This window comes from Methylophilus methylotrophus DSM 46235 = ATCC 53528, from assembly GCF_000378225.1.
Lineage (GTDB): Bacteria > Pseudomonadota > Gammaproteobacteria > Burkholderiales > Methylophilaceae > Methylophilus > Methylophilus methylotrophus.
In genome coordinates this window covers 76207-88583 of sequence record NZ_KB905143.1, presented here as the reverse complement: position 1 = coordinate 88583, position 12377 = coordinate 76207, and the positions used below count along the sequence as shown (strand labels likewise).

The window sequence follows — 12377 nt, the reverse complement described above, 5'->3', positions numbered from 1 at the left end:
CTTATCTGTACAGGACAAAAACACCCTCGAATGTGGAAGTGGTTCTGGATTGGCACACGATACGTGCCTGCACGGTGATCTTTGCGCGACCCTGCTCACGATAATGGTCTACAAACTGTGTCCAGGCCTCCGCGGACGGCAGGGTGGCAATACAGTCAAAGTCAGCGTTGACGGGTAACAGGAATTTAATCTCCTGCTGTTTAATGACCAGGTTACCTGTCAACCCTAACCGTTGAATGTTGTGTTGCAACAGTGACCAGGCGGTGGTGATCGAGATGGCGGCAATGCTGCCACCAAATACAATATCCAGATGGTTTTTATTGAGCGCATACGAGCCTCGCACGACCAACTCAGTCTCGCCTATTTCGGTAAACTGGATGCCAAAATTCCTGGTTTGAGGGATCAGCTCAAACAGGGTTTTTTCAAATGTCGTTTCGAGGGATGTCACTTTACTTTCCATATGTCGCTTCTTTTCAGATGATCTCTCCATGGAGATATTATCTCTTAATTATCAACGTAACTGGATAACGAACTTTGGCGATCCCATATTCAAAAGCAAGCAACGGAGTTTTTTGCTGCAAGTGATGCTGTATATTCTGGTCTCTTATGCACATACATCAATTCAATATGGACGTGGATGCAGCCCAAACAATATTAAGCGATCCGCGCTGGCAGCAGGTACTGGCGCGTGATGCCAAAGCGGATGGCCAATTTTTCTATGCGGTGAAAACGACGGGCATTTATTGTCGCCCTTCATGTGGCGCCCGCCAGGCCCGCCCGGAGAATGTAACCTTTCATTTGACCGCTGCTGCTGCCGAAGCTGCCGGATTCCGCCCCTGCCAACGCTGCAAGCCCAACCAGGCCGGGGCAAATGAATATGCAGCCAGGGTGGCAGCCGCTTGCCGGCTGATAGAAGACGCAGAAACGCTGCCCAGCTTGGCGCAATTGGCAGCACACGCAGGCTGGAGCCCTTTTCATTTTCACCGTATTTTCAAATCAATCACAGGGCTCACACCCCGAGCCTATGCGACGGCTTTCAGGGCACAAAAGCTGCGTCAAACACTGGGGGAAAACACGAAAATTACCGATGCAATGTATGACACTGGCTACGGCTCAAATAGCCGCTTTTACGCATCCGCAACGGATGTACTAGGTATGAAACCTTTGCAATATGCTAAAGGAGGTGTGGATACGCAGATCCATTTTGCCATTGCAGAATGTACATTAGGCAGCCTACTCGTCGCCACCAGCAGCAAAGGAGTGTGCGCGATTTCCCTGGGCAATGATCCTGAAACACTTCTGCGTGAGCTCCAGGATAGGTTTCCGCGCGCAGATCTGGTGGGAGGCGACCAAAATTTTGAATCAATCGTAGCCACGCTTGTTGGATTTATTGAAACACCTGCGCTAACACTGGATTTGCCACTGGATATCCAGGGTACGGTCTTTCAACAAAAGGTATGGCAGGCTTTACGTGAGATTCCGTATGGCACCACTGCCACTTACAGTGAGCTTGCCAAGCGTATTGGTGCCCCTAATGCAGTGAGGGCGGTTGCCAGCGCCTGTGCAGCCAACACGTTGGCTGTGGTGATTCCCTGCCATCGTGTGGTACGGCAGGATGGCTCATTGTCAGGATATCGCTGGGGAATTGCACGCAAAAAAGCCTTGATTGAGAAAGAGGCGGCAGCGACCGCTGTACCGCCCAAGTCATCGAAGTAGAGCTGTTTTGCCAAACTGTGCCGGAAATCAATATTTCCGGCACATTCATGGTTAAGGCTTCACCTTTCTATCCAGGAAGTTGTGCATCAGGTTTCCTATTTCTTCACCATCCTCTTCTAAAGCAAAGTGGCCAGTATCCAGCAGGTGTAGCTCGGCATTTGGCAAGTCTCGCAAATAAGGGGTCGCACCTTCTGCAGGGAAAATTTTGTCATTTTTACCCCACACAATCAGCATCGGAGGCTGTTGCTTGCGGAAATAGGCTTGCCATGCTGGGTAGAGTGGCGGATTGGTGCTATAGCTATAAAACAGCTCGATTTGAATGTCTTTATTGCCTGGCCTATCCATATACGCCTGATCCAGTATCCAGGTGTCGGGGCTCACATGATGTGATGGGTCACGAAAGCCTTCTGTGTATTGCCATTTAGTCGCATTCAGTTCAAGTACGGGGCGGAGCTTGGCAGCATTCGCTTCGCTTTTGTTTTTCCAGAGAGCTTTGATCGGCTCCCAGAAAGAGTTATCAATGCCCTCGTTGTAAGCATTGCCATTCTGGACAACGATGGCAGAGATTTTTTCCGGATGCGCAGAAGCCAGGCGATAGCCTATCGGTGCACCATAATCCTGCACATAAATGGCATATTTGCTTAATCCGATTTGGGCGGTGAACTTGTCTACAACAGATGCCAGGTGATCAAAGCTGTAATTGAATTTATCCATGGCTGGCTGATCACTTTGACCATAACCTGGATAGTCAGGTGCGATGACATGGTAGCGGTCAGCCAGTTTGGGGATCAAATTCCTGAACATGTGCGATGAGGTGGGAAAACCATGAAGCAACAATACTGCAGGTGCATTTTTCGGGCCCGCCTCACGGTAGAAGACTTTTACTCCGTCAACGACTTCAGTATGGTAAGTGACACTGGTTTCATCCGCCGTGCCCGCGTTTGAAACCGGCGCTGCTGTGGCGTCAAGCACAGGCATCGCTAAAGTGGCCATCAGCGCGCACACCAGCATTGGCATGCGCAACATAGATTTTAAAGGTTTGTTTTTCATCATCAGTCCTCTCAGTCATTAAAGTGATTGCAGGGTCCGTCTTGTGGACGGCGTGACTGAAATTTAAGAGATTTCTTAACACTGAAAATCCAGGCTGGCCGCAATTCATTATTGCGGTCAACGAAACAATCAACCGAGACCTTCTGTGGACAGTTGTAGAATGACTGTTCTACAATGCTGGGATGGAAACAAATGAACCCCTGCAACGATTATTATTGGCGACAGAGAAACTGATTTATGCCAATGGTATCAACGCGACCGGCATGGATGCCATCGTCAATGAGTCCGGGGTAGCCCGTAAAACGATTTATCGTAATTTTCCCACCAAAGAAGCGCTGATCGCTGAGGTATTGAAGCAACGGGATCAGCGGTGGATGAACTGGTTTATTGACTCCACGCGCACGGCGGCAGAGCCGAGAGCCCGTATTCTTGGCTGTTTCGATGCTTTGGAAGCGTGGTTCTCCACCCCTGATTTTAATGGCTGTGCGTTCATTAACGCCGCTGGCGAATGCGGCAGCAGCAGCCAATTGATTGCTGATGTCGCTAAAGAGCATAAGGTCAATTTAGAATGTTATTTGGAACAGCTAGCTGCGGCTTATGGCGCCGCCGAGCCTCAAAAAATAGCCGCAGAGTTACTGCTCTTGATAGAAGGCGCAATCACCGTGGCCAAAGTGATGGGGGATAAAATGGCGGCGAGAACTGGAAAACAGTTGGCTGAGCGCTTACTTTTGCAATAAACAAAATGATAAATGATGACTTCACCAAGGTCATCTATGGTGGGCCGGTTTGTGCCGCCCCTGATTGCTTATAACCCTAATTCAGACAAACCGGGATGATCATCCGGACGTCTTCCCAGCGGCCAGTGAAATAAGCGCTCACTCTCTTTAATCGGTACATCATTTAAAGAGGCATAACGGTTGACCATGAGTCCATCAGGATTAAATTCCCAGTTTTCGTTGCCATAGGAGCGGAACCAGTTTCCCGAATCATCCTTCCATTCGTAGGCGTACCTGACTGCAATCCGGTTGCCATCAAACGCCCACAACTCTTTAATCAGCCGATATTCATGTTCCTTGTTCCATTTGCGTTCAAGGAATCTTTGCGCTTGTTCACGCCCCTTGATGAATTCAGACCGGTTGCGCCAATTGGTATCTATGGAGTAGGCCATGGCCACTTTTGCTGCGTCACGGCTGTTCCAGCCATCTTCGGCTAGCCTGACTTTCTGGATGGCAGTTTCTCGTGTAAATGGTGGCAGGGGTGGCCTGCTGGCTTGTATGGTAGTCATTGATACTCCTTATAGTGACGCAAGATGTTGATATAGGTGTGACAACACTCTGGATACTCTGCTCAGACTGACCTTTAATGAAGGTAGAATGATTGTTCTACTCATGGTAGAACGATTGTTCTTTTGTGTCAATCCGTTATTCCAAGTTGTTGATTAGAGACGCCACTTTCGGAAAAAACACTGCATTCACAAGCGCATGCACTCAGTCGTAGTACCTGCTCAAAGCAGGCTGTAGGCGGATCTGCGGCGCATTATCGATAAATTTCAAAAAATTTATGAATTTTCCTAAAGTTATCTAAATGATTGCCGTTAAAGAGATGTTAGTCCGAGAATCATTGCCCTGATTTAACGACTTCTCCAAGGCCCAGAACCCGCCTTTGTTGTAGACAGCAGCTATTGTGAGCTGTAGGCAACATTTAATTTTCACTATTGAAAGTTTGCGGCTATGTTCGGGTTACAGGAATCAATGAGTTTAGAAGTGCATCGCATAGATGTTCCGCTTCAACCTCTTTCCTCAAGTACCTACATCACTTTGTTGTGGCTGGTCACTTCAGCTCTGTTGCGATCCACAACTCTGGTCATTGGTATTCCTGTCAGTATTCTGTTTGTAATTTCTGTTAGTGTAAAAGTACTCAACACACTGACTACAGTGCGGATATTAGTACAAACAAACACGCCTCAACCTTTCAATATTTGGAAGCATGCATCCTCTTCTGAAAGGGTATAAAAATGTTAAACAGTCTTCGCAAGGTATTTGGTGGTCATCAATACACAAAGATATCCAATATTGAACTTGCTAATCTAAGAGGTCAAATCGAAGCCATTGGTAAATCGCAAGGCGTGATCGAGTTCACGATGGATGGCACGGTGATCACGGCAAATGAAACTTTTCTCAATATCTTGGGTTATACGCTGGCCGAAGCCAAAGGACAGCATCACGGCGCATTCGTTGATTCTGCTTATCGTACCAGTCCTGAATTTAAGGCGTTTTGGGCCAAGCTGAACCGTGGTGAATATGAAGCAGGCGTATATAAGCGTATTGGTAAAGACGGACGCGAGGTATGGATACAGGCTAGTTATAACCCTATTCTGGATCTCAATGGCAAGCCATTCAAAGTGGTGAAATATGCGACTGATGTGACGGCAGAGCGCCTCAAGAATGCGGATTTTGAAGGCCAGATTTCCGCCATTGGCAAATCACAAGGTGTGATTGAATTCACCATGGATGGCCATGTGCTCACAGCCAACAACACCTTTCTGGATGTATTAGGGTATAGCCTGGATGAAGCGAAAGGCCAGCATCACAGTACCTTCGTTGAGCCTGCTTACCGCAGCAGCGTTGAGTATAAAGAGTTCTGGGCCAGGTTGAACCGTGGTGAATACCAGGCGGGTGTTTATAAACGTCTTGGTAAAGGCGGGCGCGAGATTTGGATACAAGCCAGCTATAACCCTATTTTGGACCTCAATGGCAAACCATTCAAAGTAGTGAAATATGCGACTGAGGTGACTGCAGAGCGTATCAAGAATGCCGATTTTGAAGGCCAGATTGCTGCGATTGGCAAATCTCAGGGAGTGATCGAATTCACGATGGATGGCAAAGTGATGGCCGCCAACGATACCTTCCTGAACCTGTTGGGCTATAGCCTGCCTGAAGCCATAGGCCAACCTCACAGTGCATTCGTGGAGCCTGATTATCGGGCCAATGGCGAGTACCAGGCGTTTTGGGCCAAACTCAACCGGGGCGAGCATGATGCCGGTGTGTATAAACGCATTGCCAAGGATGGGCGTGAGGTCTGGATACAAGCCAGCTACAACCCCATTTTGGATTTGAATGGCAAACCATTCAAAGTGGTGAAATATGCGACTGATGTGACGGCAGAGCGTCTCAAGAATGCAGACTTTGAAGGCCAAATCGCAGCCATTGGCAAGTCACAGGGGGTGATTGAGTTCACCATGGATGGAAACGTCATCACTGCCAACGACACCTTCTTGAATGTATTAGGGTATAGCCTGGCTGAAGCAAAAGGCCAGCATCACAGCACTTTCGTTGAGCCTGCTTATCGCAGCAGTAATGAATATAAAGCGTTTTGGGCCAAGCTGAACCGTGGTGAATACGATGCGGGCGTCTATAAGCGTATAGCCAAAGACGGGCGTGAAGTCTGGATCCAGGCCAGCTATAACCCCATTTTTGATCTCAATGGCAAACCGTTCAAGGTCGTGAAATATGCAACGGATGTCACGGCTCAAATCAATGCTTCCAGAGTGCTGGCAGAGGCGGTTGCCGAAACGCAAGTAGTGGTCAGTGCGGCTAAAGAAAATGATTTGACTAAGTTTATCCCCATGGAAGGTAAAACTGGCGAGATTGCCAACTTGTGTGTGGGAGTGAATGCGCTGATTGGCAATATGGCGGAAATCATCACGCAAATCAAAGAGGCAAGTGAGACCATTAATACGGCAGCTGGCGAAATATCTGCGGGCAATAATGATCTGTCGCAACGCACCGAAGAGCAAGCCTCTTCATTAGAAGAAACCGCCGCCAGTATGGAGGAACTCGCTTCCACGGTAAAACAAAACTCCCAGAACGCCAAACAGGCAAGTCTGCTTGCCGTTGAGGCGTCTAGTGTTGCTGATAAAGGGGGCAGTGTTGTAGAGCAGGTCATTGCGACGATGTCGGATATCAGTGCAAGTTCCAGCAAGATTGAAGACATCATTTCAGTGATTGACGGCATCGCTTTCCAAACCAATATTCTGGCACTCAATGCCGCAGTCGAGGCTGCGCGTGCAGGAGAGCAGGGGCGAGGTTTCGCTGTGGTTGCCGGTGAGGTTCGCAATCTTGCCCAACGCTCAGCCACTGCTGCCAAAGAAATTAAGCAACTCATTGCTGACTCTGCTGAGCGCGTGACTACTGGCACCAAGCTGGTTCAGGAGGCGGGCGAGACCATGCATGAAATCGTGAACTCGATTGGACGCGTGACCGGCATTATGGAAGAGATTTCGGTTGCTTCAACTGAACAAAGCACAGGGATTGACCAGGTAAACTCAGCCGTGGCACAAATGGATGAAGTAACGCAGCAAAATGCGGCGTTGGTAGAGCAGGCTGCCGCTGCCTCAGAGTCATTACTTGACCAGGCAGATTCATTGATGCGCAATGTCAGTATGTTCAAGTTAAACAGGCACTCGGGCAATGGAAGAGCTACGAACAAAGTGACGCAACTCTCACACTCGCATCAGGCCAAGCACACAGCGACAACTCAATCACGGGGTCTCAGGAATGGCACGACTGATTCTGAGTGGGCTCAATTCTAATCTCAAGGAGTGATGGCTATGAATACGGAAATTGCAAAGTTGGACTCCTTTAAAAATGAGTTCTTGTCTTTTCAGTTGGGAGAAGAAGAGTTCTGCCTTGAGATTCTAAAGGTTCAGGAAATCCGGGGTTACGTTGGTGTGACCTCCATCGCCAATACGCCAGACTATATCAAGGGCGTCGTAAATTTGCGTGGAGTACGGGTTACCCGCATAAAATGAATGGTAGTGAGATCAGCATTTTTGCAAAAATGGCCGCAGTCTGTGATGTCTATGATGCGCTGACTTCTCACCGCCCATACAGGGCAGGCTGGGAGCCGGGCATTACCTGCACAGGATGACGCAGTGGACCGGACATTTTGATGCGCATATCCTGAACGCTTTTATTAAGTGTATTGGTATTTATCCGATTGGTAGCCTGGTGAAACTGAAATCAGGCAGATTGGCTGTCGTCATTGATCAGTGCCCCACCTCTTTGCTGACGCCAGTGGTGAAAGTATTTTTTTCTACCAAGTCCAATATGCACCTTGAGCCTGAGATTGTGCACCTATCAAAAATCGGGGGCCACGATGAAGTGATAGGGCACGAAGATCCTCGGGTATGGGGCGTCCATGATTTGCATACGATGTGGGCGAATGGCTAATGAGCGATTAGTTCAATAAATGGCCAGTGGAGTGCGCTAGGAGTCATTTTCAAGGTTCAGGCTCTCACGCGAATGAATAATGCTGGTGGCAAAGTCAACCAGTTTTATCCGTTTGCTGCGGGCGTTATTGCGTAACATCGTATTCGCTTCTTCATAGCTGATGCGGTATTGATCCATAATGATGCCAATTGCGATGCTCACAGAGCGGTCCCCATCCAGGGCAGTTTGCAATTGTTGCTGTTGGGATTTCATGTGTTTGAAGTCCTTTGCGCGTGAAAGGGCGGTCTGGATAGCTGGTATTAACTGAGCACTATCAATCGGTTTTACAAGATAGGCCATCGCACCTAGTGCATTCGCTTGAGTATTGACCTCAGGCTCACTTCGCGCGGTGAGGAAAATAAATGGAATATAGTCCAGTCTGTCCAGGCTTGCAGGCAGCTCCAAGCCACTACGATTCGGCATGTTGATGTCTATGATGGCAATATCAGGCCTTGGATTACTTTCCAGCCAGGCTTCAGCTTCATCCACAGACTCAGTGGTGTTGACTTCGTAGCCTGCTTGCATGAGGCCAGTGGCCATGGTTGCCAGGATCAACCGATCGTCATCGACCAATAATATTGAGGCTTTATTTTGTTGTAGTGATTTTTCTGAAGACATGGTTAATTGCTCCTCGATCCAATTGCGATGATGGGGGCGGTTAAATCTATACGCGTGATCACGAACTCACCCGCCTGCTCCCAAGACAAGCTGGCGTTCTTTTTAGGTAACAAAACCGTTGCCAGTTGTAAGCCGGTGCCAAAGTGTGGCGTCATGTTGGTTGAGGTCTCTGCCAACTTCCCTTTATTGCGGATGACGATGGAAACTTTATTGCCGTCAGCATCATAGGCCAGCTCAATCGCTATTTGTGATTGATCACCGTGCTTGATGGCGTTTGTAATCAATTCATTCATGACCAGTGCCAGGGGGACGGATTCTTTTTCTTCCACAAGAATAACAGGCGCATCCGCCGGCATGCTCAATACAATCTGCGTATTCCATAACAATTGGTTATTGTTTGATATGGCTTCAATGAGGCCTCTTAAGCCAACGGCGCTATTTACAAATTGCCCTTGCAAGCCATGTACGGCCGCAATACTTTTTACTTGCGTGATAGCAGTGTTAAGTGGCTCCGCGAGTTGCGGATGCTGGGTTGAAAAGTTGCTTAGTAAACTGGCGACGCTTTGCAAGTTATTTTTAATACGGTGATGCACTTCACGCACTAAGGCATCACGTTGATTTGACTCATCGGCAAGACGTTGCTCTTCATGCATCTTATATTCGGTATTGTCGCTAAAAATGCCCACATAATTAGTGACTTCGTCGTTACTATCCGCAACTGCCGTAATCGTCATGTTCGCGGGGTATATTTCTCCATTCTTCCGACGGTTCCAAATTTCGCCTTTCCAAACCCTTGATTCCTTGAGGTGAGCTTGCATGTCATCAAAAAACGCTTTTGGATGGTAACCTGAATTGAAAATGCGTGGCGTATGCCCAAGCACTTCCTCAGCAGAATAGCCGCTAATGGCGCTGAAAGCCGGGTTTACTGAAAGAATCACGCTATCTATATCAGTGACCATGATGCCCTCAATGGTGTTTTGAAAGACACTGGTCGCAAGTTTTAATTGATTCTCTGCCTTGATGATAGGAGTGACATCTGTCACCAATACATAAAAGCCATTCACAGTGCCATGCGCGTCAATATCCGGGATGTAATTAGTCCAGGTGAAACTCAAACTCCCATCCGCTTTGGTCAACGTACGTTCGAATTGCTGACATTCCCCAGCGAGGGCGCCACGTATATATGGCTCATCCGCTTTAAATAGAGATTGCCCCAATAGCGCCTGCTTGGAAGTCCCAATAATGTCGTCTGTAGACTTTCCAAACCACTGGATGTAGGGTTTGTTCGCAAAGCGGCATATTAAACTTCTATCCCAATAAGCCACCATCGCCGGCATCGCATCTGTAATGGTTTTGATAAATTTTGCATTTTCGATAACGGCGGTGGCAGAGGCCTGTCTGTCCAGCTCACTGGCGATACGGGCAGCAAAAATCTTGAGAGTGGATTCAATCAGAACGTGTGATTTTTGCAGGATGGGGTCACGAAAAAAGACAAACAATAACCCTACTGCATTACCACTCGCGTTGTAGATGCATAATCCCGCAAACGCCTGATAGGGTGCAAATTTCATCATGCTGATATGGGGAAAGTCCCTGTCAGCATGTTCAGCAACAATGCGCAAATCACTGCTATTGAATAATTCTTCTGCCAGCGCATCAGAAATCGAATAATCAAAATTACTGATTATTTTTTCATCTACCACGGCAGCAATTGTTTCGGCGATGAGGGGTTTCTCAGATAAAAAACGAGAGGCATAACCTGCCTGCGCACCCAAGGCACTGACCATGTTGGTGACAAGCTGTGAAAAAAACGTTTCGCCACTACTGACACTGACGGCTGTCGCCACCTTAAGCATGGCATTTTGCAACTGCTGCCGTTCACTTTCTGCACGAATATTGATGATTCCCGCTGCCAGATTATCAGCAAGATCTTGAAGCAGACGCAGTTCATCTTGAGCAAAACGGTGCGCATCCTCACGGTACAACGCTAACAGCCCAAACGTTTTTTCTTTGTTTTTTAGAGGCAGAGATACTAAGGATCGGTAGCCTTGGGCCAACGCTTCCTTTTTGGCTGGATAGCTGTCATCTAGCAGCAGGTCGTCAACGACGACTGTTTGACCAGTGCGTATGGTTTTGCCACCAGGACCAAGGCCATTTCTTTCGTGTTCCGACCAGCTGAGCCTGATTGTATTGAGGAATACTGAGGATTGGCCAAAATGCGCTTGAGGCATAATAGATTTGTATTCATCATTTTCGGCATACCCCACCCAAGCCATGCGGTAACCGCCAATCACCACTGCAATACGGCAAATTTCAGTAATCAGTACTGTCTCATTCTTGATGTGAATGAGTAATTCATTGCACTTTCCAAGCATCTGTAACGCACGATTGACCCATGCGAGATCAAGTTCGTTTTTCTTGCGCTCAGTAATATCCTGAAAAGCACCGATGAGGCGCACAGGCTTATCTTGGTTGGTCACAACTGTCCCTTGCGTCCGTACCCAAATATGCCTGTCTTTTGCAGTGATAAAGGGCAACTCAAGATCCCAGGACGTGCCTTCTTCTAGCGCTTTACTGATTGCCTCGGTCATGACTGGTACTGCTTCAGGGGCATAAAAATGAATGGCTTCTTCAAGAGGAGGAATCTCGTCGGAGTCTATTTCATGCATCGCAAAGATTTCTTTGGACCATTGCAATTGCTTGGTGACAAGATCGAATTCCCAGCCACCGATTTTTGCCATTTCGCCGGTGCGTTGTAATAAATCAGCCATACTGGCTAAAGATGCCTTGGCTTGCTCACTGGCGGCGATATCTGTCGCTACATAGAGGAAGCCGATGACCGCTCCCGAGTTGTTATGCATGGTGGTAATGGTAAGCTGGACCGGAACATGGCTTCCATCTTTACGAATATAGCTCCATTTTCTGGTATCAGAAGAGCCCTTTCTTGCATTGAATGTGAATACTTCAAGCCCTGGCGGGGTATTTTCACTTACAGCAATACCCAGTTCCGTAGCGTAATTGGCAACCTCTTCGGGATTGTGGAAGATTTCTAGCGTTTTCCCCACCACTTCAGCGCTGTGGTAGCCAAGCATTGTCTCGGCGCCCACGTTAAAGCTGGTGATTCTGCCTTCTACATCCGTTGAAATAATGGATTGATCCACACTGCTGATAATGGAGTTGAAAAATGCAGTTCTTTCCGAAAGCTTTTCATTCAATGTGACCAGCTCTAATTTGTGAAGCCTGGATTCAATCTGGGAGACGACTTGTTTGGCCAGAATCTTAAGGGCGGCGCGCTGTTCTTCCGTGAGTTTACGCGGCACTTTATCGATGACACATAATGTGCCAAGTCCATATCCATCATGCGTAATCAATGGCATGCCAGCATAAAATCGCAGATGTAAATTGCCAGTGACTAATGGATTATCGTGGAACCTTGCATCTTCCAGTGCATTAGGAATCTCAAACAATTCTTCCTGCAGTATGGCGTGGCCGCAAAATGAAATTTCCCGAGCCATTTCTGTTGCATCAATCCCTATCTTACTTTTAAACCCCTGGCGTTTCTCATCCAGAAGGGTAATGAGTGCGATGGGCGTTTCACAAATTTGGGAGGCAAGGTAGGTGAAATTATCGAACACTTCTTCCGCAGAAGTATCCATCATTTGATAACGGTGTAATGCACTTAATCGTTGGATTTCATTAGGAGCTATTTCAGGTTTTTTCATC

General features: G+C 47.7%; 10 protein-coding genes and 1 pseudogene. 6 read left to right on the top strand and 5 right to left on the bottom strand.

The features are described 5' to 3' along the window. Position 1 precedes the first annotated feature (1 nt). Positions 2-460 (bottom strand): YiiD C-terminal domain-containing protein, encoded by a 459-nt coding sequence (locus F463_RS0108945; RefSeq protein WP_018986737.1) that lies wholly within the window; start codon positions 458-460, stop codon positions 2-4. A gap of 167 nt (positions 461-627) precedes the next feature. Between F463_RS0108945 and ada the strand changes: the two genes are divergently transcribed. After that, entirely contained in the window at positions 628-1716 is a 1089-nt protein-coding gene (gene ada / locus F463_RS0108940) for a bifunctional DNA-binding transcriptional regulator/O6-methylguanine-DNA methyltransferase Ada (RefSeq protein ID WP_018986736.1), read from the top strand. 51 nt (positions 1717-1767) lie between these two features. On the opposite strand, the gene F463_RS0108935 is transcribed toward ada, so the two are convergent. Further along, a complete protein-coding gene (locus F463_RS0108935) occupies positions 1768-2769 on the bottom strand; it encodes an alpha/beta fold hydrolase (protein WP_018986735.1) in 1002 nt (333 codons plus the stop codon). A gap of 179 nt (positions 2770-2948) precedes the next feature. On the opposite strand from F463_RS0108935, the gene F463_RS0108930 reads away from it, so the two are divergent. After that, entirely contained in the window at positions 2949-3503 is a 555-nt protein-coding gene (locus tag F463_RS0108930; protein ID WP_018986734.1) for a TetR/AcrR family transcriptional regulator, read from the top strand. Positions 3504-3571: 68 nt separating this feature from the next. Here the strand turns inward: F463_RS0108930 and F463_RS0108925 are convergent, their stop codons facing one another. Then, positions 3572-4051 (bottom strand): nuclear transport factor 2 family protein, encoded by a 480-nt coding sequence (locus F463_RS0108925; protein WP_018986733.1) that lies wholly within the window; start codon positions 4049-4051, stop codon positions 3572-3574. A gap of 729 nt (positions 4052-4780) precedes the next feature. Here F463_RS0108925 and F463_RS0108920 point away from each other — a divergent pair. From F463_RS0108920 to F463_RS14485, 4 genes and pseudogenes are all read left to right on the top strand, one after another. Further along, complete coding sequence (locus F463_RS0108920; protein WP_018986732.1) at positions 4781-7357, top strand: methyl-accepting chemotaxis protein; 2577 nt, start codon at positions 4781-4783, stop codon at positions 7355-7357. A gap of 12 nt (positions 7358-7369) precedes the next feature. Beyond that, positions 7370-7552 (top strand): annotated as a pseudogene (locus tag F463_RS14240) (chemotaxis protein CheW); the annotation flags it as partial. Between the two features lie 20 nt (positions 7553-7572). Then, the gene (locus F463_RS15295) at positions 7573-7695 is read left to right on the top strand and encodes a hypothetical protein (RefSeq protein WP_018986730.1); all 123 of its coding nucleotides are present in this window, start codon (positions 7573-7575) and stop codon (positions 7693-7695) included. Continuing rightward, positions 7692-7997: a hypothetical protein gene (locus F463_RS14485; RefSeq protein WP_018986729.1), complete on the top strand. Its 306-nt coding sequence runs from the start codon at positions 7692-7694 to the stop codon at positions 7995-7997. The genes F463_RS15295 and F463_RS14485 overlap by 4 nt, the downstream gene beginning before the upstream one ends. 36 nt (positions 7998-8033) lie before the next feature. Here F463_RS14485 and F463_RS0108905 read toward each other — a convergent pair whose 3' ends face one another. Together F463_RS0108905 and F463_RS14230 are read right to left on the bottom strand one after the other, a co-directional pair. Continuing rightward, positions 8034-8654, bottom strand: coding sequence for an ANTAR domain-containing response regulator (locus tag F463_RS0108905; protein ID WP_018986728.1), 621 nt, complete (start codon positions 8652-8654; stop codon positions 8034-8036). Between the two features lie 2 nt (positions 8655-8656). Then, complete coding sequence (locus F463_RS14230; RefSeq protein ID WP_081620814.1) at positions 8657-12376, bottom strand: PAS domain S-box protein; 3720 nt, start codon at positions 12374-12376, stop codon at positions 8657-8659. Position 12377 lies beyond the last annotated feature (1 nt).

Coding starts and splice junctions, on each gene's coding strand:
- F463_RS15295 (WP_018986730.1), top strand. CDS start 7,573: ATGAATGGTAGTGAGATCAGCATTTTTGCAAAAATGGCCGCAGTCTGT.
- F463_RS0108930 (WP_018986734.1), top strand. CDS start 2,949: ATGGAAACAAATGAACCCCTGCAACGATTATTATTGGCGACAGAGAAA.
- ada (WP_018986736.1), top strand. CDS start 628: ATGGACGTGGATGCAGCCCAAACAATATTAAGCGATCCGCGCTGGCAG.
- F463_RS14230 (WP_081620814.1), bottom strand. CDS start 12,376: ATGAAAAAACCTGAAATAGCTCCTAATGAAATCCAACGATTAAGTGCA.
- F463_RS0108905 (WP_018986728.1), bottom strand. CDS start 8,654: ATGTCTTCAGAAAAATCACTACAACAAAATAAAGCCTCAATATTATTG.
- F463_RS0108945 (WP_018986737.1), bottom strand. CDS start 460: ATGGAAAGTAAAGTGACATCCCTCGAAACGACATTTGAAAAAACCCTG.
- F463_RS14485 (WP_018986729.1), top strand. CDS start 7,692: ATGACGCAGTGGACCGGACATTTTGATGCGCATATCCTGAACGCTTTT.
- F463_RS0108920 (WP_018986732.1), top strand. CDS start 4,781: ATGTTAAACAGTCTTCGCAAGGTATTTGGTGGTCATCAATACACAAAG.
- F463_RS0108935 (WP_018986735.1), bottom strand. CDS start 2,769: ATGATGAAAAACAAACCTTTAAAATCTATGTTGCGCATGCCAATGCTG.
- F463_RS0108925 (WP_018986733.1), bottom strand. CDS start 4,051: ATGACTACCATACAAGCCAGCAGGCCACCCCTGCCACCATTTACACGA.